At 60.9% G+C, this 23,009-nt stretch carries 19 protein-coding genes; 3 read left to right on the forward strand and 16 right to left on the reverse strand.

The genetic code is table 11. The annotated features are described in order from the left end of the window. Nucleotides 1-91: 91 nt before the first annotated feature. Nucleotides 92-2,296 (reverse strand): TonB-dependent receptor, encoded by a 2,205-nt coding sequence (locus AACY50_RS11260; RefSeq protein ID WP_339464936.1) that lies wholly within the window; start codon nt 2,294-2,296, stop codon nt 92-94. A 190-nt stretch (nt 2,297-2,486) separates the two neighbouring features. Between AACY50_RS11260 and AACY50_RS11265 the strand changes: the two genes are divergently transcribed. Continuing rightward, on the forward strand, nt 2,487-3,578 hold the full coding sequence (locus tag AACY50_RS11265; RefSeq protein WP_339431922.1) for a DUF1615 domain-containing protein: 1,092 nt from the start codon (nt 2,487-2,489) through the stop codon (nt 3,576-3,578). A gap of 71 nt (nt 3,579-3,649) precedes the next feature. Here the strand turns inward: AACY50_RS11265 and AACY50_RS11270 are convergent, their stop codons facing one another. From AACY50_RS11270 to AACY50_RS11325, 12 genes are all read right to left on the reverse strand, one after another. Continuing rightward, on the reverse strand, nt 3,650-4,012 hold the full coding sequence (locus AACY50_RS11270) for a hypothetical protein (RefSeq protein ID WP_339431923.1): 363 nt from the start codon (nt 4,010-4,012) through the stop codon (nt 3,650-3,652). A gap of 132 nt (nt 4,013-4,144) precedes the next feature. Further along, nucleotides 4,145-4,846, reverse strand: a complete 702-nt coding sequence (locus tag AACY50_RS11275) for an anti-sigma factor (RefSeq protein WP_339431924.1) — start codon at nt 4,844-4,846, stop codon at nt 4,145-4,147. Next, nucleotides 4,843-5,379, reverse strand: coding sequence for a sigma-70 family RNA polymerase sigma factor (locus AACY50_RS11280; protein ID WP_339538570.1), 537 nt, complete (start codon nt 5,377-5,379; stop codon nt 4,843-4,845). Before AACY50_RS11280 ends, AACY50_RS11275 begins: the two co-directional genes overlap by 4 nt. 155 nt (nt 5,380-5,534) lie before the next feature. After that, a complete protein-coding gene (locus tag AACY50_RS11285; protein ID WP_339431926.1) occupies nt 5,535-6,056 on the reverse strand; it encodes a DUF3455 domain-containing protein in 522 nt (173 codons plus the stop codon). A 167-nt stretch (nt 6,057-6,223) separates the two neighbouring features. Continuing rightward, the gene (locus tag AACY50_RS11290; protein ID WP_339431927.1) at nt 6,224-7,858 is read right to left on the reverse strand and encodes an ABC transporter ATP-binding protein; all 1,635 of its coding nucleotides are present in this window, start codon (nt 7,856-7,858) and stop codon (nt 6,224-6,226) included. 14 nt (nt 7,859-7,872) lie between these two features. Next, nucleotides 7,873-8,895, reverse strand: a complete 1,023-nt coding sequence (locus AACY50_RS11295; protein WP_339538572.1) for an ABC transporter permease — start codon at nt 8,893-8,895, stop codon at nt 7,873-7,875. Further along, nucleotides 8,895-9,959, reverse strand: coding sequence for a microcin C ABC transporter permease YejB (locus AACY50_RS11300; RefSeq protein ID WP_339431929.1), 1,065 nt, complete (start codon nt 9,957-9,959; stop codon nt 8,895-8,897). Before AACY50_RS11300 ends, AACY50_RS11295 begins: the two co-directional genes overlap by 1 nt. A gap of 1 nt (nt 9,960) precedes the next feature. Next, nucleotides 9,961-11,826 carry an extracellular solute-binding protein gene (locus AACY50_RS11305; RefSeq protein ID WP_339431930.1) on the reverse strand — a complete coding sequence of 622 codons (1,866 nt, stop codon included), beginning with the start codon at nt 11,824-11,826 and terminating at the stop codon, nt 9,961-9,963. 150 nt (nt 11,827-11,976) lie between these two features. Further along, nucleotides 11,977-14,688 carry a TonB-dependent receptor gene (locus tag AACY50_RS11310; RefSeq protein ID WP_339431931.1) on the reverse strand — a complete coding sequence of 904 codons (2,712 nt, stop codon included), beginning with the start codon at nt 14,686-14,688 and terminating at the stop codon, nt 11,977-11,979. A 208-nt stretch (nt 14,689-14,896) separates the two neighbouring features. Further along, nucleotides 14,897-15,298 carry an ExbD/TolR family protein gene (locus AACY50_RS11315; protein ID WP_339431932.1) on the reverse strand — a complete coding sequence of 134 codons (402 nt, stop codon included), beginning with the start codon at nt 15,296-15,298 and terminating at the stop codon, nt 14,897-14,899. Next, complete coding sequence (locus AACY50_RS11320) at nt 15,298-15,984, reverse strand: MotA/TolQ/ExbB proton channel family protein (RefSeq protein ID WP_401159065.1); 687 nt, start codon at nt 15,982-15,984, stop codon at nt 15,298-15,300. The genes AACY50_RS11315 and AACY50_RS11320 overlap by 1 nt, the downstream gene beginning before the upstream one ends. A 67-nt stretch (nt 15,985-16,051) precedes the next feature. Continuing rightward, on the reverse strand, nt 16,052-16,873 hold the full coding sequence (locus AACY50_RS11325) for an energy transducer TonB (RefSeq protein ID WP_339431934.1): 822 nt from the start codon (nt 16,871-16,873) through the stop codon (nt 16,052-16,054). A 1,111-nt stretch (nt 16,874-17,984) separates the two neighbouring features. On the opposite strand from AACY50_RS11325, the gene AACY50_RS11330 reads away from it, so the two are divergent. Continuing rightward, on the forward strand, nt 17,985-18,608 hold the full coding sequence (locus tag AACY50_RS11330) for a glutathione S-transferase N-terminal domain-containing protein (RefSeq protein ID WP_339431935.1): 624 nt from the start codon (nt 17,985-17,987) through the stop codon (nt 18,606-18,608). A 46-nt stretch (nt 18,609-18,654) separates the two neighbouring features. On the opposite strand, the gene AACY50_RS11335 is transcribed toward AACY50_RS11330, so the two are convergent. Then, nucleotides 18,655-19,095, reverse strand: a complete 441-nt coding sequence (locus tag AACY50_RS11335) for a CBS domain-containing protein (protein WP_339431936.1) — start codon at nt 19,093-19,095, stop codon at nt 18,655-18,657. A 198-nt stretch (nt 19,096-19,293) separates the two neighbouring features. Between AACY50_RS11335 and AACY50_RS11340 the strand changes: the two genes are divergently transcribed. Further along, nucleotides 19,294-21,654: a DNA polymerase II gene (locus AACY50_RS11340; RefSeq protein ID WP_339431937.1), complete on the forward strand. Its 2,361-nt coding sequence runs from the start codon at nt 19,294-19,296 to the stop codon at nt 21,652-21,654. Here the strand turns inward: AACY50_RS11340 and AACY50_RS11345 are convergent. Next, a complete protein-coding gene (locus AACY50_RS11345; protein WP_339431938.1) occupies nt 21,619-22,089 on the reverse strand; it encodes a DUF1810 domain-containing protein in 471 nt (156 codons plus the stop codon). The genes AACY50_RS11340 and AACY50_RS11345 overlap by 36 nt on opposite strands. A gap of 28 nt (nt 22,090-22,117) precedes the next feature. After that, entirely contained in the window at nt 22,118-22,939 is an 822-nt protein-coding gene (locus AACY50_RS11350; RefSeq protein WP_339431939.1) for an aldo/keto reductase, read from the reverse strand. Nucleotides 22,940-23,009: the final 70 nt, after the last annotated feature.

Below are 23,009 nucleotides of genomic sequence, written 5' to 3' on the forward strand. Positions count from 1 at the left end.
TCAGAAGGAGAGGGTGGCCAGTTGATCAGCCAGACGGAAAAAAGCCCCGCAACCGTGACGTTGCGAGGCCTCTTTCGGGCTACGACGTTGCTTAGAAGTCGATCGTGCCCGACAACTTCGCCACTCGCGGTTCACCTTGCGTCAGATAACCGCCCTGAGCTGATGCCCAGTATTTCTTGTTCGCCAGATTCTCCACGCCCAGACGCAAGGTCACGTCTTTTTCCGAGACCTTGAAGGCGTAACGCGCGCCGGCGTCGAAGCGGTTCCAGGTCGGCAGGCTGAGGTTGTTCGCCGCGTCGGCGTATTGGCCGCCGGTGCGCAGCATCCGCGCATTCAGCGCAACGCCTTGCAGGCCGGGTACATCCCAGTCCACGCCCGCGTTGAACTGGAAGGTCGGCACGCCGATGGCACGGTTGCCGTCGTTGGCGCCGTTGAGGGTGTTCTTCAGTTCGGTGTCCATCAAGGTCAGGCCGCTGATCAGGCGCAGGCCGTTGATCGGCTCGCCGAACACGTTGATTTCCACACCTTTGTTGATCTGCTCGCCTTCACGCACGTAAGTGCAGGTGCTGGCGCTGTCGATTTCACAGTAGCCGTCGCTCGGTTGCTCGATGCGGTATACACCCAGGCTCGCGCCGTAGGTGCCCATGTCGACTTTCACCCCGGCCTCGGTCTGCTTGGAACGGGCCGGTGCGTAGACTTCGTTGCCATTGGTCACGCGAAAGCCGCCGGAGCTGGTCGGCGAGGTCGGGCCCTGGGCCAGACCTTCGATGTGGTTGGCGTAAAACGACACATGCTCCCACGGCTTGAACACGATGCCGTACACCGGCGTGGTGATCGATTCGTCGTAGCTCGACGAGCGCGGGCCGCTGCCATAGCTGGCGTAACCGTAACCCTGCACGACCAGTTGCTGACGACGCAGGCCCGCGGTGATCAACAGGCGATCATCGAAGAAACCGAGGGTGTCGGAGATCGCGAGGCTGCGGTTGAAGGTCTTGCCGACGATGCCCGGGTCGTTCACGTCGCCACCGGCAAAGTTGCCCACCGGCGATGGGGTTTGCACCGGGTGATAGATATTGTTGCTGTAGCGGGTCAGGTCGAAATCATAGGCACTGCGCTGCTCGGCCCAGATCCCGGTCAGGCCGAAGTTGAGCTTATGGCTGACCGGACCCGTATTGAATTTACCGTTGAGGCCGGCCATGACGCTGGTGTTGTCTTCATCGTGGGGAATGAACGAGCCGGTGGTGAACGAGGCGCCGCTGTTGCCGACCAGGGTGGTCGAGTTGTAGCGCCCGACTTCACGGGTGTGCTTGGCGCCGCCGGCCGCGTAGGCGGTCCAGTTGTCGTTCAGGTCGTACTCGGCGCGGAGCATGCCGAAGGTGTCTTCGATGTCGGTGTAGCCCCACTTCGGCGCGTAGTTGGTGTCGGCCGAGGGTGCGTCCGGAATGTGCGTGGCAGTGCCGAGGTTGACCGAGCTGCGGCCACCGTTGACGCGCTCTTTCTGGTAAGCGAAATCACCGGAAATCCGCAGGGCATCACCACGGTAATCCAGGCCAATGGCGAACAGTTTGGAGCGCTGGTTCTGGTGATCGATAGCGGTATCGCCTTCGCGCTGGGACAGATTGATCCTTGCGCCGAAACGGTTGTCTTCACCAAAACGCTGGCCAATATCGAAGTGATGACCGATGCGCCCTTCGCTATTGATGTCGGTGGTGTAGCGACGCAACGGCACGTCACCGGCGCGCTTGGGTTGCAGGTTGACACCACCGCCGATGCCCGAGCCGGTCGGGGTTACGCCATTGATAAAGGCGTTCGGGCCCTTGAACACTTCCACGCGCTCCAGAGCATCGGTGGAAATGATCTGCCGTGGCAGCACGCCGTACAGGCCGTTATAGGAAATATCGTCACTGTTGAGCGGTAGGCCGCGGATCATGAAAACCTGCGCCTGGTTGCCGTAGCCCGAGGCCTGGCGCACGGAGGAATCGTTGAGCAGCACATCGGCGACGTTTTCGGCCTGCTGATCCTGGATCAGTTGCTCGGTGTAGGACGCGGCGCTGAAGGGTACGTCCATCATGTCCTGATTGCCCAACACGCCCAATTGGCCGCCGCGAGCGACCTGACCACCGGCGTAGGCGGGGGGCAGGGCATCTGGCGCTGGGGCCTGAGCGTTGATGTTGACGTTGTCGAGCACCAGTTGTTTGTTATCGCCTTCGGCGGCGTGAGCGGTGACAGTCAGGGAGCACAGCAGGGCGAGAAGCGTCGGACGAAAGGGAGCAGCGAGTCGAGCTGAAGCGGGCATGTTTCGTACCTGGAGGCGCACGGCCAGTGAGAAAAATAAGGGCTGCGCGCAACTCCTTGCGCAAATGCGACTCCAGGTGCAAATGATAGGTTTTCTCAGTAACGTATTGCAATCAGTTTGTCATCACCTTGAGCTGCCGAAGGGATTGTGTATGGTTAACCCGCCTCAACGGACTGGATGATGGAGCCGCATGCACACCCCTCGATTACTGATCACCCTCGCCGCCCTGTTCGTACTTGGCGGTTGCGCCAGTCAGCGCAGCGGCGAGCCCGCCCCGCGTCCTCCCGCCGAAGTGAAGGCCGAGATCGTGCGGCTGATGCCGGTCAAAATCGCCGATCGCCAAGGCTGGGCCACCGATATCTACGCCGCGTTCGCCGCGCAACACATCAGCCCGACCACGCAGCATCTGTGCTCGGTGCTGGCCGTTGCCGAACAGGAGTCAACCTTTCAGGCTGACCCTACTGTGCCGGGCCTGGGCAAAATCGCCCGCGACGAAATCGACCGTCGTGCCGGCAACATTCATATCCCCGGCTTGTTGGTCAGCGGCGCCCTGCAAGTGCGCTCTCCCAATGGCAAAAGCTACAGCGAGCGCTTGAATGCGGCGCGTAGCGAGAAGGAGTTGAGCGCGATTTTCGACGACTTCATCGGCATGGTGCCCATGGGCAGCACGCTGTTTGGCGGCTTCAACCCGGTGCACACCGGCGGGCCGATGCAGGTCAGCATCGAATTCGCCGAGCAGCATGCCAAGGATTACCCGTACCCGGTGGCCGGCACGATCCGCCATGAAGTGTTCAGTCGTCGCGGCGGTATGTATTTCGGTATCGCCCATTTGCTCGGCTACCCCGTCAGTTATCGCGAACCGCTGTACCGCTTCGCCGACTTCAACGCCGGTTGGTACGCCAGCCGCAATGCCGCGTTTCAGAACGCCGTCAGCCGCGCTTCGGGCATCCCGTTGGCACTGGATGGCGACCTGATTCGCTATGACTCGATCATGCCCGGCAGCACCGAACTGGCCGTGCGCACCCTGGGCAAGTCGTTGGGCATGCGTAATCCGACCATTCGCGATCAATTGGAAAAGGGCAAAACCCTGGCATTCGAAGAGACCAGGCTTTATCAGCGTGTATTCGAGTTGGCCGAGAAAACCGAGGGTAAAGCACTGCCGCGTGCGGTGTTGCCGGGGATCGTGCTGCAGAGCCCGAAAATCACCCGCAAACTGACCACCGCCTGGTTTGCCAAGCGGGTGGACGAACGCTACAAACGCTGTATGGCCAAGGCTGGCTGATCGTTGCAGACATAAAAAACCCGGCTGATGGGCGCCGGGTTTTTCTGGTTTGTTGCGATGACGCCATTCATTCAAGCGTTGCGCAGTTCGTTCAGACGATCAGCACCACCTTCAGCGACGGTGTTGCCGTGCAGGCGATCCGAGCCATCAGCGGCGACGGTGTTGCCTTGCAGACGATCCGAACCGTCAGCGGCGACGGTGTTGCCTTGCAAGCGATCCGAGCCGTCAGCGGCGACGGTGTTGCCTTGCAAGCGATCCGAGCCGTCAGCGGCGACGGTGTTGCCTTGCAGGCGATCCGAGCCGTCAGCGGCAACGGCGTTCTGGTACAGACGATCCGAACCATCAGCGGCGATCATCGTGTGCGCTGGAGTTGCGGCAAAAGCGTTAATTGCGAAAACCGAGAAAGCGATGCTGAGAAGCGTTTGGCGTTTCATGATGGTGTGCTCCGGGGTGTTATTGGTTGGTGTGGAGCAGATGTTACGCCGGAGATTTTTTATGAGAACTTCATTGCCGTGATTGTGAACATCGATGCCGATGATGATTGCCAGAACCCGCAGCTTAGCGCTTCACAACACCTTCACTGCGCGCCCGATCGCCTGAATCGGCCCGGTCGGTTTGCCAATCGGCGAACCGTTGGCGCCTTCCAGCGTCAGCTCGAACAGCTGATTGGGTTGCAGCGGGGGCAGCTTGTCCAGCGGCACTTTCAATGCCTGTCCCGGTTTGACCAGGCCCAGTGACACCGGTCCTTGCCAGCCGTCAGCCTTGGTCCAGAATTCCAGGGCCTTGTCCGCCGGCACCTCCACCACGCCCAGCGGAATCAACTGAATCTCCCGCGAATTACTGGCCTGAATCACCCAGCCCGGGGCCTTGTCCTGCGGTGCGACCAGTACCACCAGATAACTCGGCTTCGGCGTGGTCTGGGTCAGCAGGATCGAGCCGAGCAGCAATGTCGCGGCCATTCCGGCAGCCGTCAGTCCACGCCACAGCGGCAGCAGATTCCACCATGAGGTTTTCACCGAGGCATGTATTTTGGGTGTGAGCCGTTCAACACTGCGCTCAATCCGTGGCCAGAGTTGTGGTGACGGCTGTTGCGGCGCGGCGAGCTCGGTCAGGTCCAGCAGGCGTCGTTCCCAGGCCTCCACCGCGGCACGCAGTTCGGGGTCGGTCGGCAGGCGTCGTTGAACCTTGGCGCGATCTTCCGCCGGGAGCGTGCCCAGCACATATTCACTGGCCAGTTCATCGCGTTCCTGTGCCGATTCAGTGGTCATCCCATGCACTCCCGCAAAGCGTTGAGGCTGCGTTTGATCCATGCTTTGACGGTGCCCAGCGGCGTATTGAGACGCGTGGAAATCTGCGCATGGCTGTAGCCGTCGACATAGGCGTGAAGGATGCAGCTTCGGCGTTGTGGATCGAGCTGTTCCAGGCAGCGGTGAACGCGCGCCGAATGCGCCTGGGCATCGAAGCCGTCATCGTCGTGCGTGGCCATTTCATGATCTTCACTGAACGGCGTTTCCCGGGCCTGATTGCGCAATAGATTCAGCGCCAGGTGCCGGGTCACGGTGAACATCCAGCCACGCGCCGAACCGCGCGCCGGATCGAATCCCGCCGCACCGTTCCAGATTTTGATGAACGCCTCATGGACAATGTCCTCCGCCAGCGCCGTATCGCGCACCAGCCGCTTGGCCACACCCAGCAGGCGCGGGCCCTCCTGCACATACAAATCGCGCAGGGCCGCTCTCTCGCCGCGGGCACAGGCAGCGAGACGGGCTTGGTAATCGAATTCGGATTCGGGTAAGGACATGCAATGCAATCTAGCTCACATTTAACTTCAGCACACAGAGCCCTTTGGCAGCGGCCTTGCCCGCGATGGCGTTGTGTCAGTCGGCATCACTGTCACGGTTACACCGCTTTGGCGAGCAAGCCCGCTCCCACAGGTTTTGCGCTGAGCCTGTGACTTCAGTTCGCCGCCCAGAAAATGTAATCGGCCTGATACTTCACCACTTCCTGCTGGCCCTTGTTGGCTGCCGTGCACTCGCTGCTCGGTGCCACGCCACCCTTGAGCGCAACGCGCTGGATGTAACTCACGCCGCTCATGGCGCCTTTGCCTTCGGCCGGGTTGGCCTTGACCAGTTGATAGGGCAGGTTGCCCGCGCCCGATGGCGCCACAGCCAGTTGCGTGCCGGTGATTTTCGAACCGTCTTTAGCCTGCCAGGTAGCCGGTGGGCCATAGTAGGTGCCCACCTGCTTGCCGCTGCGATCATTGAGCACCGCTTTCGGCCCGACGAAGGTCCACTCGGTCTGCCCGGCCATATTGGGTTTGTCGCGGCACTCGTAGGTGACCTCGCCGACACCGGTGGTTTCCATCGCGATCTTGTGGCCGGCCGGCACTTTGATGGTGTCGGGGTAACTGCTTTGGGCGAAGGCCGTCGAGGTGGCTGCAAGCAAACCGGTGAAGCAAATCAGCTGTGTGGTGTTCATCAGTGTTTTCTCCGAAAGGGGTAGATCGCTGGCAGCCAACAGTGGCTGTTACAGGGACTACCCGTGGCGGAGTCGATTGGATGCAGTGCCTGGATAATATTTTTAAGGCATCGCAATTTCCCTTGTGGGAGCGGGCTTGCTCGCGAAGGCGATGGGTCAATCACAGCTCATATAACAGGCACACCGCTTTCGCGAGCAAGCCCGCTCCCACAGGGTTCTTCTTCAGGCTTGAGGCCGGAGGCTTTCAGCAGTTCCTGGGTATAGGGGTGCTGCGGCGCCGCAAAGATCTTTCGCGAAGCACCTTGTTCAACGACTTTGCCATCCTTGATCACTATCAAGTCATGGGCCAGGGCATGCACCACCGCCAGATCATGGCTGATGAACAAATACGTCAGCCCGTGCTTGATCTGCAATTGCCGCAGTAACTCCACTACCTGCTTCTGCACCGTGCGATCGAGCGCCGAGGTCGGTTCATCGAGCAGAATCAGCGCCGGTTCCAGCACCAATGCCCGGGCGATGGAAATGCGTTGGCGCTGGCCGCCGGAAAACTCGTGGGGATAGCGATGACGACTTTGCGGATCAAGCCCGACTTCCTCCAGTACGCGAATCACCGCTGTCTCTCGCTCAGCCTCGGTGCCGATGCCATGGGTCAACAAGCCCTCGGCAATGATCTGCTGCACCGACATGCGCGGGCTTAGGCTGCCGAACGGGTCTTGGAACACCACCTGAATCTGCCGGCGCAACGGGCGCATCAAACGCTGATTGAGCAGGCTCAGTTGCTTGTTGCCGAAACGGATATTGCCCTGCGATTCCACCAACCGCAGGATCGCCTGACCCAGCGTCGATTTGCCCGAGCCGGACTCGCCGACAATCCCCAGGGTCTTGCCCCGTTGCAGGCTGAAACTGACGCCATCGACCGCTTTGATGTAGTCCTGCTGACGGCTGAACAGCGCTTTGGGCAGTGGGAACCAGACTTTCAGGTCATCCACCTCCAGCAAGTTGTGATCGTATTGACTCGGCACGGGTGCGCCGCTCGGTTCCGCCTCGATCAACAAGCGGCTGTAAGGATGCTGTGGGGCGCGAAACAGGGTTTCGCAATCGGCCTGTTCGACGATCTCGCCGTGACGCATCACGCACACCCGCTGAGCGATGCGCCGGACCAGATTGAGGTCGTGACTGATCACCAGCAGCGACATCCCGAGTCGCTGTTGCAACTCGATCAGCAGCTCAAGAATCTTCTGCTGCACGGTGACGTCGAGCGCGGTGGTCGGTTCGTCGGCGATTAACAGTTCTGGCTCGTTGGCCAGCGCCATGGCGATCATCACCCGCTGCCGCTGGCCGCCGGAGAGTTGGTGCGGATAGGCTTTCAAACGCTGCAAAGGTTGGCGAATGCCGACCAGTTCCAGTAACTCCAAGGTGCGAGCGCGGGCGGCGCGGCCCTTCAGCCCCTTGTGGATTTCCAGCACTTCGCTGACCTGTTTTTGCACGGTGTGCAACGGGTTCAGGGAAGTCATCGGCTCCTGGAAAATCATCGCAATCCGGTTGCCGCGCAAGCCGCGCATCTGTTGCTCGCTGGCGTGCAGCAAGTCCACGCCGTTGTAGCGGATGCTGCCCGTGCTGCTGACGGTTTTACCCGGCAGCAAGCGCAGGATCGAATGCGCCGTCACCGACTTGCCCGAGCCCGATTCGCCGACCAGGGCCAAACACTCGCCACGGCGAATGTCCAGGTTCAAACCGTGCACCACTGCCTGCCCGGCGAAGGCGACACGCAGGTCGCGGATCTCGATCAAATGGTCGTTCATGTCAGCTCCGCTGATCAGGATTGTGGGTCGAATGCATCACGGCAAGCCTCACCAATAAACACCAGCAACGACAGAATCAGCGCCAACGCGAAAAACGCCGTCAGCCCCAGCCATGGCGCTTGCAGATTGCGCTTGGCCTGGCCGATCAACTCGCCTAGCGACGCGGTGCCCGGCGGCATGCCGAAACCGAGAAAATCCAGCGCCGTGAGGGTGGCGATAGCGCCGGTCAGAATGAACGGCAGGTAAGTGAGGGTGGAGGTCATCGCATTGGGCAGGATGTGCCGGCGCATCAGTTCGCTGTCGGTCAGGCCCAAGGCTCGCGCTGCTTTGACGTATTCCAGATTGCGCCCACGGAGAAACTCGGCGCGCACCACGTCGACCAGCGCCAGCCACGAGAACAGCGCCATGATCCCCAGCAGCCACCAGAAGCTTGGCGAAACGAAGCCAGACAAAATGATCAGCAGGTACAGCACCGGCAACCCTGACCAGATTTCCAGAATCCGTTGCCCAAGCAAGTCGACCCAGCCGCCGTAGTAACCCTGCAACGCCCCGGCCACGATGCCGATCAATGCGCTGATGCCGGTGAGGATCAACGCAAACAGGATCGAGATCCGCGTGCCGAAAATCACTCGCGCCAACACGTCCCGCGCCTGATCGTCGGTGCCCAGCCAATTGCTCGTCGAAGGCGGGCTCGGTGCCGGTTCGGTGAGGTCGTAATTGACCGTGTCGTCACTGAACGGGATCGGCGGGAACAGCATCCAGCCGCCCTGATCCTCGATCAGTTTGTGTACGTAGGCGCTGGCATAGTCCGGCTGGAACGGCAGCTCGCCGCCGAAATCGGTTTCCAGGTAATCACTGAGGATGGGGAAGTAATAGGCGTCGTGGTAGCGGATCACCAACGGTTTGTCGTTGGCGATCAACTCGCCACCCAGGCAGATCAGGCACAGACCGATGAACAGCCACAGTGACCAGCACCCGCGCCGGTTGGCCTTGAATTGAGCGACACGGCGCTGGCCCAGAGGAGAGAGAGCGAACATCAGGCAGTCCTCGCCGAGAAGTCGATGCGCGGGTCGAGCAGGGTGTAGCAGAGGTCGCCGATCAACTTGATCAGCAGGCCGAACAGGGTGAACAGAAACAGCGCGCCGAACACCACCGGATAGTCCCGCGACACCGCCGCCTCGTAACTCATGCGCCCGAGGCCGTCGAGGTTGAAGAGGGTTTCGATCAGCAAGGAACCGGCGAAGAACACCTCGATCAGTGCCGACGGCACCCCGGCGACCACCAGCAGCATGGCGTTGCGAAACACATGGCCGTAAAGCACGCGCCGTTCGGTCAAACCCTTGGCCCGCGCCGTGATGACGTACTGGCGGCTGATCTCGTTGAGGAAGCTGTTCTTGGTCAGGATCGTCAGTGTGGCGAAGCCGCCGATCACCAATGCGGTCACCGGCAACACCAGGTGCCAGAGGTAGTCGCCGACCTTGCCCAGCGTGCTGAGGCTGTCGAAGTCATCCGAGAACAGCCCTTGCACCGGGAACCAGTTGACGTAGCTGCCGCCGGCAAACACCACGATCAGCAGAATCGCGAACAGAAACGCCGGCATCGCATAGCCGATGATGATCGCCGTGCTGCTCCAGACATCGAAGGCGCTGCCGTTCTTGACCGCTTTGCCGATACCCAGCGGGATCGAGATCAGATAGGTGATCAGCGTCGCCCACAAGCCGAGGGACAGCGACACCGGCAGTTTCTGAATGATCAGGTCGGTAACCTTGGCGCCACGAAAAAAACTGCTGCCCAGATCCAGTTGCGCGTAGTTTTTCAGCATCAGCCACAGGCGTTCATGCAGCGGTTTGTCGAAGCCGTAGTGGTGCTTGATTTCTTCGATCAGCGCCGGGTCCAGACCGCGACTGCTGCGCCCGGCGCCGCCAATTGCCGCGACCTCGCCACCACCGCCCATGCTGTGCCCGCCAAAGCCTTGCAGGCGGGCGATGGCTTGCTCCACCGGGCCACCCGGCGCGGCCTGCACGATGAGGAAATTGACCACCAGAATGCACAGCAACGTCGGGATGATCAGCAGCAGGCGTCGACTCAGATAGCGCAGCATGTCACTGGCCCCCCGCACGTTGTGCGTGCATCTGTTGCGTGGTCAACGGCTTGGCCGAGACTTCCCACCAGGTGTTGAGGCCTTCGTCATACGCCGGTTGCACCGGCGGCATGCCGAAACGGTTCTGGTACACCGTCGGCGTGCCCTTGGAGTAGTAGTTGGGAATCATGTAGTAACCCCATTGCAGCACCCGGTCGAGGGCGCGGGCGTAATGCACCATGGCGTCGCGGGTGTTGGCCTGCACCAGGCCGTCGATCAACTGATCAACCGCCGGGTTGGCCAACACCATCGAATTGGAACTGCCGACTTGCGTGGCACTTTGCGAGGCGTAGAGGCTGTACAACTCGCGGCCGGGAGAGACGATCGGATCGCCGCTGCGCGGGAAACTGGTGACGATCATGTCGTAGTCCCGGGCGTTGAGTCGATTGACGTACTGCGCCGAATCGATCCGGCGCAGATTGAGGGTGATGCCGATCTGCGCGAGGGTGCGTTTGAACGGCAGCAACATGCGGTCGAAACCGCCCTGACCGTCGAGAAAGGTGAACGCCAGCGGCTCACCGTTGGCGTTGACCAACCGATTGTTTTTCGCCGTCCAGCCGGCCTCGGCCAGCAGCTTCAGCGCCTGCAATTGCTTGTCACGGATATAGCCGCTGCCATCGGTTTCCGGCGCCTTGTAGACCTCGGTAAATACTTCGTCGGGGATCTGCCCGCGCAGCGGTTCGAGGATTTTCAGCTCCTCGGCGTCAGGCAGCGCGGTGGCGGCCATTTCGCTTTTGGGCCAGTAGCTGTTCTGACGCACGTAGAAGCCGCGCATCATCTGCTTGTTGGTCCACTCGAAATCCCACAACAGGCTGATCGCCTGACGCACCCGGCGATCCTGGAAAATCGGGTTTTGCAGGTTGAACACGAAGCCCTGCGCCGCCGTCGGTTTTTCCGGGGCGAGGATTGACTGTTGCAGGCGCCCATCGCGCAGCGCCGGGCTGTCGTAGCCGACCACATAACCGGAGGATGAAAACTCGCGGTTGTAGTCGAATGCGCCGGCCTGCAGCAGTTGGCGGGCGACGTCGGTGTCGCCGTAGAAATTCACCGTAAGGGTGTCGAAGTTGTACATCCCGCGACTGACCGGCAGGTCTTTGCCCCACCAGTTCGGGTCGCGCTCGAAACTGATGCTGCGCCCGGCGTCGACCTTGCTGACCCGGTACGGGCCGCTGCCCAGCGGGGGCTCGAAACCGCCGCCATTGGCGAAGTCGCGGGTTTTCCACCAGTGTTCGGGCACCACGCGCATCGTCGCCAGATCCAGCGCCAGCGTGCGATTCAGATTGTTCTTGAAGGTGAAACGCACCTGCTTTGGGCCTTCGATCAACACGTCCTGCACGTCGGCGTATTGCTGGCGATAACTCAGGCTGCCCTTGGTCATCAGCAGGTTGAAGGTGTAGCGCACGTCTTCGGCGGTGATCGGCGTGCCGTCGGCGAAGCGTGCCTTGGGGTTCAGGGTGAAACGCACCCAGAGTCCTGCGCGATCGCGCTCCATCTGCTGCGCGACCAGGCCGTAGACGGTGTAGGGCTCGTCCAGCGAACGGAACGCCAGCGGCGAATACACCCAGTCGTTGACCTGCACCACAGAAATGCCCTGATCGGCATACGGGGTGATGTAGTTGTATTGGCCAATCTCCATCGACGCGCGGCTGAGTGAGCCACCCTTGGGCGCGTGGGGATCGACGAAATCGAAATGCTGAAAACCCGCCGGGTATTTCGGCGCTTCGCCGTACACCGTCATCGCATAGCTGCCGACGGCCAGCGCAGGTGCCGCGTTGCACAGCAGCGTGCTGCCGAGCAGCAGAGCGGCCATGTTGCGCATGAAAGTCATGAAGTCACTCCTTAATTCCTGAATGCACACAGATCAATCTGTGGGAAGGGGCTGCTCCCGAAGGCGATGGATCAGTGAAGGGGGTGTTGACTGACACATCGCCTTCGGGAGCAAGCCCCCTCCCACAGGGGAGACATCTGGTGTTTGCGGTTAGAAGTGGTAAGTCATGCGCGCGAACAGCGTGCGGCCCAGCGGGTCGGTGTAGCGGGGGTCATAGCCGCTCTGGAAGTTGTAAGCCTGGTTGGAGAACGGTGGGTTGCGGTCGAACATGTTTTTCATCCCCGCGTCCACGTCCAGCACCTTGTCGAAGGTGTAGCCGGCCGACAGATCCCACACCGAATACGACGCGACCCGCGCGTGGGTATCGCGGTCGTAGTCGTTGTAGCCGGTGGTGAAGCGGTTGGTCAGCGACGCCCGTGCCGCGCCGAAGGTCCAGCTGCCGGTCAGGTTGTGCTTCCAGCGCGCAACCACGCCGTCACCCTGGAAGTCGCCGACCTTGTCGGTGAACGGACCTTTGATGGTGCTCTGGAAGTCGTATTCGTCGACGTAGGTGCCCTGCAGCCCGAGACCGAACTGGCCGTACGGGGTATTCGGGAAACGATAATCGAGCGACACATCGATGCCGTTGGTTTCGACGATGCCCAGGTTGGCGTTGCCGGTGACGATGTAGTTGAGCGTGCCGTCGGCGTTGCGCACGAAGCGGTCGGAGTAGCTGCCGGCCTGATCAAACACGGTGGACTCCGGGAATGGCTGGATCTGATTGGAGATGTGAATCCACCAGAAATCCAGGCCCACGGAAAGGTTGCTCATTGGCTGATAAACGAAGCCCAGTGTCACGTTGCGTGCCTTCTCCGGGGCCAGATCCTCGTTGCCGCCGATCTGGTTGAGGAACTGCTGACCGCAATCGCGCCCGCCGTTGCCGCCCGGTTGCACCACGCCGCCGGTACACAGCACCGGATCGTTGTAGTAGCCCTGGGTGTACGTGATGCTGCGCGGTGAATACAGCTCGTAAAGCGACGGCGCACGGAAGCCTTCGCTGTACGCGCCACGCACCACCAGTTCTTTGAGCGGCTGGTAGCGGAACGAGTATTTCGGGTTGGTGGTGCTGCCGAAGTCGCTGTATTTGTCGTGGCGTACGGCGGCGGACAGTTCGAGGCTGTCGAGCACCGGTACGTTGATTTCCGCGTAGGCGGCTTTCACGCTGCGGTCGCCTTCGACGCTGCCGGCCGGGTCGATACCCAGGCTCTGAATGTCGCCGGCAAACTGCTCGAAGTCCTGATGGAATTTCTCTTTGCGGTACTCGCCGCCCAACGCCAGACCGGATGGACCGGCACCGAACCAGTCACCGATTTCGCGGCTGATCCGACCGTCGAAACCGGCGACCCGGCCAACAGCGGTGGAGTAGGCACCGTGGTAGGCAGCGTTGTCGATGTACTGCTGACCGGCAGCCGATTGCGGGCCGAACGGATTGAGCAGGCCGCTGGCCAGACCATCGATCATGGCTTGATCGCTGACATAACCGCTGGTGACGCTGGAAACGATTTTGTTCTGGTTGTACGAGGCGCCGACGTTGTAATCCCAGCCGCCGACCAGACCGTCGAAGCTCAGCAAGAAGCGCTGGCTGGTGTTCTGGTCTTTCGACTCACGCGGGCCGGCGGCGGTTTCGCGCCAGTTCACATCCACGGGTTGGGTGGGGTCGAGGGCGAACCCGGTGGGGCCTGGCGTGATGCCGTTGCCGGGGTAGTAGGGCGATGAGGCATCCAGGCTCAGGCCGGTCAGTGGCGCGGGACCGACCGCCGTGGCGTTGTTGTTGCGCGACCAGAAGTACTCGAGGTTGACGTTGTGGTCGTCCGCCAGTTTGCCGGTGGTCTTGCCGAAGAAAGATGTCTTCTCGGTTTGTGGCACCAGGTCGATGTATTCACGGGTGCTGAAGCGGCACACGCCATCGCGCGCCACCAGGTTAGGCCCGTTGCAATTGCTGCTGGCCAACGGGTTGGTGGCGTTGCCGTTCTGGCTGTAGTTGCCGGGGAACGCGGTGCCGGAGGTCTGATCCAGGCCGCGCCCGGGCACGTAGTCGCGGGCGAAGGAGCGGTCATTGGCGTCGAGGTTCTGCTGCTTGTTGTAATTGAACACACCGAGCACGTTGAAGCGGTCTTCTTCCAGGTCACCGAAGCCCCAACTGGCGCTCATGTCCTTGGTCGCACCGCCGCCACTGTGGGTCGGGGTTTCGCCGCCGAGGGTGAGTTGGCCGTCAGTCAGGGATTTTTTGGTGATGAAGTTGATCACGCCGCCGATGGCGTCGGTGCCGTAGAGCGCCGAGGCGCCGTCGCGCAGCACTTCCACGCGCTCGATCGCGGCAAACGGGATCATGTTCAGGTCCACCGCGCCGCCGGCGGAGTTGGTGCCTGACAACGCGTTGTTGGCCAGGCGTCGACCGTTGAGCAGCACCAGGGTTTTGTTGGCGCCGATGCCACGCATGTCGGCGAACGAAGCGCCACCGGTGGCGGCGCCAACCGAGCCGGCACTGTTGTTGATCGACTGGCTGCCGGTGATGCGCTGCACCAGTTCGGCGGTGGTGGTCACGCCCTGTTTGCGCAGCTCATCGGCCTTGAGAATAGTGATCGGTACCGCCGTTTCGGCATCGACCCGGCGAATCGCCGAACCGGTCACTTCGACCCGTTGCAGTTGCGTGGTCGGCGCAACGACCGCGGCGGCTGCCGGAACAGCCGCATTCTCGTCCTCGGCCGCTTGCACGGTCCCGGCGCCCATCCCCATGGCCACCAGATACAGCGGAACAAAACGGTGGCGAGAAATCGTGGCCACCAATGGTTTGAGCGTGAAGCGTGGAGTGTTCATCAGCATGGTTGTTTCCGACTTTATCAGACGTTATCGAATTGGCCTTGTGAGCCCCTCATTGCTCCGCTTTCGGTGATACCTCGTGCGGAAAACCACTTTCTTCAAGCAAGCCGATCCCCTCCGAAAGGCGCGTTGCGTTTTTCGGTCGGCGGGTTGCGACGGGATTCGATCAGCGGTATCGGGCGCGTTTCTCAAGGCGCGCCCGGTACCGCACTCAGTGGGTGGTCATCACCGATATTTTGCTGATGCCCGAGCGTTCGATGGACGCCATGGCCTTGGCCACCTGCCCATAGTTGACCGCGGAATCGGCCTGAAGCTGAACGCGCACATCGGCATCCTTGGCCTTGACCTCCTTGAGGCTGGCCTCCAGGGATTCCGGGGCCAGTTCGGTCTTGGCCAGATAAAACTTGCCGTCCTGATCGACGCTGACCACCACTGGGTCTTTTTTCTCAGCGGGGGCGACGGCGTCGGTTTTTGGCAGGTTGACCTTGATCGCGTTGGTCATCAGCGGCGCGGTGACGATGAACACCACCAGCAACACGAGCATCACGTCCACCAGCGGCGTGACGTTCATTTCGCTGAGCACTTCATCGCTGTCTTGAGTGGAGAAGGACATTAGCTGGCCTCCCGCACGGCGGCTGTGGTTTTGCTGGCAATGGCCTGACGGTTGACGGAAAACGCACTGCGCGAGGCGAGGGCGTCGAAGTCATGGGCGAAGTCGTCCATGTCGGCCGAGGCGAGTTTGAGTCGACGCAGGAAGAAGTTGTAAATCAGCACTGCCGGCACGGCGACGGCGATCCCCACGCCCGTGGCGATCAATGCATGGCCGATAGGGCCGGCGACGGCTTCAAGGCTGGCCGAACCGGTCTCGCCGATGCTTTTCAGCGCTTCCATGATTCCCCATACGGTGCCGAACAGGCCAATGAAGGGCGCCGTGCTACCGATACTGGCGAGGATCGCCTGACCGTTTTCCAGCGAGCGGCGTTCTTTCTGGATCTGCTGGCGCAGGTTGCGTTCCAGGCGATCCGACCGGTTGATGGTGTGCGCCAGTTGCTGAGTGGTACGCGGCGATTCTTCGACCAACAACGCTTCGAACCCGCTGCTGGCGATGCGCGCCAGGGCGCCGGGGTATTGGCTGGCATGTTCGGCGGCGGTGAGCAGGTCCGGCGCGCCCCAGAAGGCTTTGCTGAACTGTTTGTTCTGCGTTTTCTGGCGCAGGTATTGCGCCGACTTGACCAGCAGGATCGCCCAACTGACCACGGAAAACAGCACCAGGCCCCAGAGCACACCGGGGACAATCATCGAAGACAAATCGTTCATGGTTACACCTCGCTTGCGTTATTCGGTTGTGCGTTGATTGAGCGTTCTGTTATTGCGGCAATTTGAAATCGATGGTCTGTGTGGCGAAGCCGTCTATCGGCGTGTCACCGCGCTTGGCTGGAATGAATTTCCAGTTCTTCACCGCGGCGACGGCGGCGTCATCCAATTGCGGCTTGCCACTGGACTTGGTCACCGTCACCGAGCCGGCGCGACCGCTGGCCAGCACCTGAATGCGCAGCACCACGCGGCCCTCCCAGTTACGCCGCAGCGCCAGGGACGGGTATTGCGGCGGTGGGTTGCCGAGGCTGGCAAGGCCGGAAATGGCGGCCGATTCCTTGACCGGGCCCGGCGCGGCGGCCGGAGCCGGTGGCGCACTCGGGGTGGCAGGGGCGGCCGGGGCGGCTGGTTGCGCCGGGGCGGGCGGAGCTTTTGGCGGCTCGACTTTCTTCACCGGTTTGGGTTTTTGCACCGGTTTCGGTTTTTCGATGGGCTTGGGCTTCTCCACCGGTTTGGGGGGCGGCTTGACCGCGTCTTCGTCTTCCACCGGTTGCTCGGGTTCGGGTGGCGGTGGTGGCGGCGGTGGGGGCGGCTCGGGCGTAGGCGGTGCCGGTGGCGTCGGGCTGGTCAGCTCGACGGTCATTTCCGGGATCTGCGGTGGCGTCGGCAGTGGCTCGGGTCGGCTCTGTTGAAGAAACCACCAGGCGCCGCCGTGTATCAATGCCGACACGGCAACCAGCAACACCATCTGCTGTTTGTTCAAACCGCCGGGTTGCGACGTGTTGGCTTTGAAGGCCGGCCTGCCCGAAGCCGGCGGGATCGGCGTTTCCCGTAACGGTCCCGGCAGGGTTCTGTGCTTTACCGCATCGTTCATTAAAGCTCCCTCGGGTGGATGAAGGGCAATAAGGTGCCGTCCGAACATTGGCGTCATGTTCGAGTGGGTGGGTGTAACTTTCTTTTGGGTGTGCGTAAGCCGATAGTTGAACTATCTATTGAACAAAGCTTGCGTACAGTTACCGGCGTGGCGCTATCGAGTTCGCATGTTCATCATCCATTCCCCGGTGTTCTTCTTTGTCGGTTTGAGCTGTTGTGCATCTTCGTATTTGCAACCGTTGTGCCAGATGTTGCTGAAATGTAGCGTGAGTATTTCATCGCTGTTACCCATGTCGCATTTATATAAGTTTTATGGGCGGCCGGGTTTTTCTCCGGCGCATGAATCTCCACAACTCCGTATTCCGGGGCTTTTTTGCAGGCGAGTCAGACCGTGCGCTGTATCGCACCGGTTGGCGAGATAGAGCGGTCGCGTTCTGGTCAGTCGGGGCACTTGATGGTGCGAGGCGGACTGATTTGGTGCGGGTCAATGTTTTAGCGGGTCACAGGCCATGTTCCTTGTTTTTGTTTAAATGAAGTCGATGTTTAAAGTGTTGCTTAGTTAAGGTTGGAAGAGCGTTTTTGGTGCATTTGAAGTGCTGGAAGTTATTGTTCGACAATCGGCTGCTGCAGCATTTAAGCATCGCAGGTACAGTCACTTCATGCGTTGTATTTAAATAATAAATAACACGCCGCCGTCGGCGCGTAACTCCGCGCCGAACACAATGCGTGGTCGCTTGGGTCAGGTAATAAAGTAAATGTTGTGCCCGTCTGGAGTGTTCAGGTGAACACGTCTTTGGGCCGATCGCGGTAAACGGGCAGTGACGCGGCAGAGCGATTGAAGATTCACGCGGTGAACTCCTTGTTGCCAGCTCGGATACACGAACTTTTGGTTCGGTATCGCACCTTACAAGAACGCGGATAGCGTTCGATGATTGCTCTTGGTGCGGGATGGGCACCGTCAGCGCTGTTTTGCGAGGCTTGAATTCGCAAGTGGCGAGTGCATGGGAAAAGCGTGCCAATCAGGACACAAAGGCAAGAATATTTCTACATCAGGGCCGTGGGCATCTACCCTTGAGTCTGATGTGTTGGGTTGGCCTTGAGCAGGAGAGTGTATGTATCAACTCTACGGACACCGCAACTCTGGCGCAGCCGCCATCGAAGCGGCGCTGGAACTGTGCCAGATTGCTTATCGCTTCATTGATATCGAAGCCAGCGCCGAAGCCGCCGAGGCGTTGGCGCAACTCAATCCACTGAAACAGATCCCGACCCTGCAACTGCCCGATGGCCGTGCGATCACCGAGAGCGCGGCGATTCTGATTCATCTGGGCCTGACCTTTCCCAAGTCTGGATTGCTGCCCGCCAAGGCTGACGCTCGCGATCAGGCCATTCGCGGCCTGGTGTATATCGTCAGCAATTGCTACGCGGCGGTCGGAGTCGTTGACTACCCCGAGCGCTGGCTGGTGATGCCTGACGAAGCGGCGCGGCAGAATCTGATGGCTGGCGCCCGCGAGCGCTTGCACTGGAGTTGGGAAGTGTTCGCCGACCAGTTCTCCGCCGAGTTGTACCTGGACGACGAAATACCGGGAGCGCTGGATGTGTTGGCGGCAGTGGTGACGCGCTGGGCGGGCAGCCGCGAGCATTTGCGCCAGACGCGCCCGGGGTTTTATGCCTGGCTACAGCGCATTGATCGGCATCCGGTGCTGGCACCGGTGTTTGCCCGGCATTGGCCTTCCTGAACAGCGAGGGTCCAAAGTGGGAGCGGGCATTGTGTTGCATTGGAGATCACTCCCCGCGAATGTACTGCTCCAGCTGTTTGATCAGCTCGGCCTGTTCGGCAATCGCCTCTTTCACCAGGTCACCAATCGACAGCAGCCCGATCAGTTTGCCGTCTTGCACCACCGGCAAGTGACGCAGGCGTTTGTCGGACATGATGCTCAGGCACGTGTCGACAGTCTGGTGAGTGTCCACCGTGATCACCGGCGAGACCATGATGTCGCGCACGGGCGTGCCCACCGATGAGCGGCCATGCAGCACCAGTTTGCGCGCGTAATCGCGTTCACTGATGATGCCCAGCACCTCATCGTTCTCCACCACCAGCAAGGCGCCGACGTTTTTCTCGGCCATCTTCATCAGCGCTTCGAGCACCATGTGATCAGGTTTGATCTGGTGTACTTCCTGATTTTTCTGATCTTTGAGCTTGAGCAGTTGGGCGACGGTCTTCATGGCAGTTACTCAGGTGTTGTCGTTGTTATCCAAGCATCGTAGACACTGGCGCTCAGGGCAAGGTGGCAAAGCGGCAGATAGCACGCAAAAAACGTCATTTGACGGTTTTTTCAGCGTTTGTCGGACATTTATCACAAGGGCCATGCCGTGCAATGCCGCGTAGAATGCCCCAGTGTTTCAATTTCTGAGGTTGCAGTGGTGGATTTACAGCAGGGCTTCGTCCTGACCCGGCATTGGCGCGATACCCCGGCCGGCACCGAAGTCGAGTTCTGGCTGGCGACCGATGCCGGGCCGCGCCGTGTGCGCCTTCCTCATCAGCCGTCAGTCGCGTTTATCCCCGCCGAGCAGCGCGAAGCCGCCGAACGTTTGCTGCATGACGAAAAGAATGTGGAACTGCGCCCGCTGGCCCTGCAGGATTTCGAACATCGTCCGGTACTGGGTCTGTATTGCCAGCAGCACGGCCAGTTGATGCGCCTGGAAACGGCGCTCAACCGCGCCGGCGTCGATGTCTTCGAGGCCGATGTGCGCCCACCGGAACGCTTTCTCATGGAACGCTTCATCACCGCCCCGGTGTGGTTCAACGGCACGCCCGATGCTGACGGCACGCTGCTCAACGCCCACCTCAAACCCGCCCCCGAATACCGGCCGAAACTGCGCCTGGTCTCGCTGGACATCGAAACCACCGAAACCGGCGAGCTGTATTCCATCGCCCTGGAAGGCTGCGGCGAGCGTCAGGTGTACATGCTCGGCACGGCGAACGGTGACGCCAGCATCGTCGACTTCGACCTCCAGTACTGCGACTCGCGTACGGTCATCTTGAAAGAACTCAATGACTGGTTCGCCCGCCACGACCCCGACGCAATCATCGGCTGGAACGTGGTGCAGTTCGACCTGCGCATCCTTCACGAACACGCGCGACGCCTCGGCGTACCGCTGAAGCTCGGCCGGGGCGGCGAGGAAATGCAGTGGCGCGAGCACGGCAGCCGCCATCATTATTTCGCCTCGGCAGCGGGGCGGCTGATCATTGATGGCATCGAATCCCTGCGCTCGGCGACCTGGAGTTTTCCTTCGTTCAGCCTGGAAAACGTCGCTCAGACATTGCTCGGCGAAGGCAAGTCCATCGACAACCCGTACCAACGCATGGACGAAATCAACCGCATGTTCGCCGAGGACAAACCGGCGCTGGCCAAATACAACCTTAAAGACTGCGAACTGGTCACGCGGATTTTCGCCAAGACCCAACTGCTGACCTTCTTGCTGGAGCGCGCCAGCGTGACCGGCCTGCCGGCGGATCGCAGCGGCGGCTCGGTGGCGGCGTTCACGCATTTGTACATGCCGTTGATGCACCGCCAAGGGTTTGTGGCGCCGAACCTGGGCACCAATGCGCCGCAAGCCAGCCCTGGCGGTTTTGTCATGGAGTCGCAGCCGGGGCTGTATGAGTCGGTGCTGGTGCTCGACTACAAAAGCCTTTATCCCTCGATCATCCGCACGTTTCTGATTGACCCGGTGGGGCTGATCGAAGGCTTGCAACATCCTGACGACGCCGACTCGGTGCCGGGTTTTCGTGGCGCCCGTTTCTCGCGCACCCGGCATTGCCTGCCGGCCATCGTCTCGCGTGTGGCTGAGGGGCGTGAGACTGCCAAACGCGAGCACAACGCGCCGTTGTCGCAGGCACTGAAGATCATCATGAACGCCTTCTACGGCGTGCTCGGCTCCAGCGGTTGCCGGTTCTTCGATACGCGGCTGGCGTCGTCGATCACCCTGCGCGGCCATGAAATCATGCTGCGTACACGCAAGCTGATCGAAGACCAGGGCCACGCGGTGATCTATGGCGACACCGACTCCACGTTTGTCTGGCTGCGTCGCCCCCACGGGCAGGAAGAGGCGGCAAGCATCGGGCAAGCGCTGGTCAAGCATGTCAACGACTGGTGGCGCGAGCACGTGCGTGACGAATACGGGCTGCAAAGCGCCCTCGAATTGCAGTTCGAGGTTCACTACAAACGCTTCCTGATGCCGACCATTCGTGGCGCGGAGGAGGGCAGCAAGAAGCGCTACGCCGGCCTGGTGAGCCGTGCCGACGGCAGCGAAGAAATGGTCTACAAAGGCCTTGAAACCGTGCGCACCGACTGGTCGCCGCTGGCCCGGCAATTTCAGCAGGAACTCTACGAGCGCATCTTCCAGCGCAAGCCGTATCAGGATTATGTGCGCGACTACGTGCGTAAAACCCTGGCCGGCGAATTCGATGATCGACTGGTCTACCGCAAGCGCCTGCGCCGCACCCTCGACGATTACGAGCGCAACGTACCGCCCCATGTGCGCGCCGCGCGGCTGGCCGATGATTACAACGCCCGGCACGGTCGGCCACGGCAATACCAGAACGGTGGCTGGATCAGTTACGTGATCACCCTGGCCGGGCCCGAACCGCTGGAAGTGCGCCGCGCCGCCATCGACTACGACCACTACATCAGCCGGCAACTGCAACCGGTGGCGGATGCGATTCTGCCGTTTGTCGACGACGATTTTTCAACCCTGATCGGGGGGCAACTGGGCCTGTTTTGAGTCCAGCAGTTGCAGCGTCCAGTCATCGAGGATGCCGTGGAAGTAGCGTTCCAGCGCCTGGTTGAACAGGCTGTCTTCAGCGGCGAACTGGGCAAACAGCGTCATCGAGGAGTGAAATTTCAAGTCATCGGGATGGCCGAAAATCTCCGCAATCGAACGCTGGCGCACATTCAGCACGAGCTGCGTACAAGTACGCAGCCGCGCGCCGAGCATCGGGTGCTCGAGATACGCTCGCGCTTCTTCGGCGGTATCGATGGCGAAGCGCCGGGACATCTCACTGCCGCCCAAGCCTGCGAACTGCGGGAAGACAAACCACATCCAGTGGCTGCGCTTGCGGCCCTCAACGAGTTCGCGCTGGACCCGATCAAACACCGGGTCCTGGGCCTGGACGAAACGTTGCAGGTTGAACGGGTCGTTCTGATCTGTGCTTCTCATCGCAAAGCTCTCGCCGGTCGGCGGTGGCTCAGACCATGGCCAGCCGCTGCTTGCGCTTAGGCGCGTGAAACGCCTGGTCCAGCGCTGCCAGATCCCCGGCATCGAGTTGCAGTTGCGCCGCTTGTGCATTGAGTTGCACATGTTCCGGCCGCACCGCTTTAGGGATCGCTACCACGCCATCCTGACGCACAATCCACGCCAGCGAAACCTGCGCCGGGGTCACGTTGTGACGAGCGGCAATCTGCTTCAGTACCGGTTCTGCCAGCATCGCGCCGCCCTGACCGATCGGACAGTAGGCCATCAGCGGCATGTGTTGCTGTTGGCACCGGGGCAACAGGTCGAATTCGACGCCACGCGCTTGCAGGTTGTAGAGCACCTGATTGGTGGCGCACGCCGGATTGGCTAACTCTTGGAGGTCATCGACGTCAAAATTCGACACGCCCCAACGGCCGATCTTGCCGTCTTCGCGCAGGCGCTCGAAGGCTTCGACGGTTTCTTCCAGTGGATACTGGCCGCGCCAATGCAACAGATAGAGGTCGATGTAATCAGTGTCGAGCCGGCGCAGACTGCGCTCGCAGGCATGCGGAATGCCCTGGCGGCTGGCGTTGTGCGGGTAGACCTTGCTCACCAGAAACACCTGATCGCGAATACCGGCAATGGCTTCACCTACAACACTTTCGGCACCGCCCTCGGCATACATTTCGGCAGTGTCGATCAAGGTCATGCCCAGTTCAACGCCACTGCGCAGAGCCGCCACTTCATGCTTGTGTGCCGAGCGGTCTTCGCCCATGCGCCAGGTGCCCTGGCCAATCACCGGAACCTGCACGCCAGCCAATTCGAGGGTACGCATTCAAATCTCCTTTCTGAAAGGGTCGATACCTGTAGTGGGCAGCAGAATAGCCCAGCGGTTGCGTCCGGTT

This window comes from Pseudomonas sp. RA_15y_Pfl2_54 (assembly GCF_963971015.1).
Taxonomy (GTDB): domain Bacteria; phylum Pseudomonadota; class Gammaproteobacteria; order Pseudomonadales; family Pseudomonadaceae; genus Aquipseudomonas; species Aquipseudomonas baetica_A.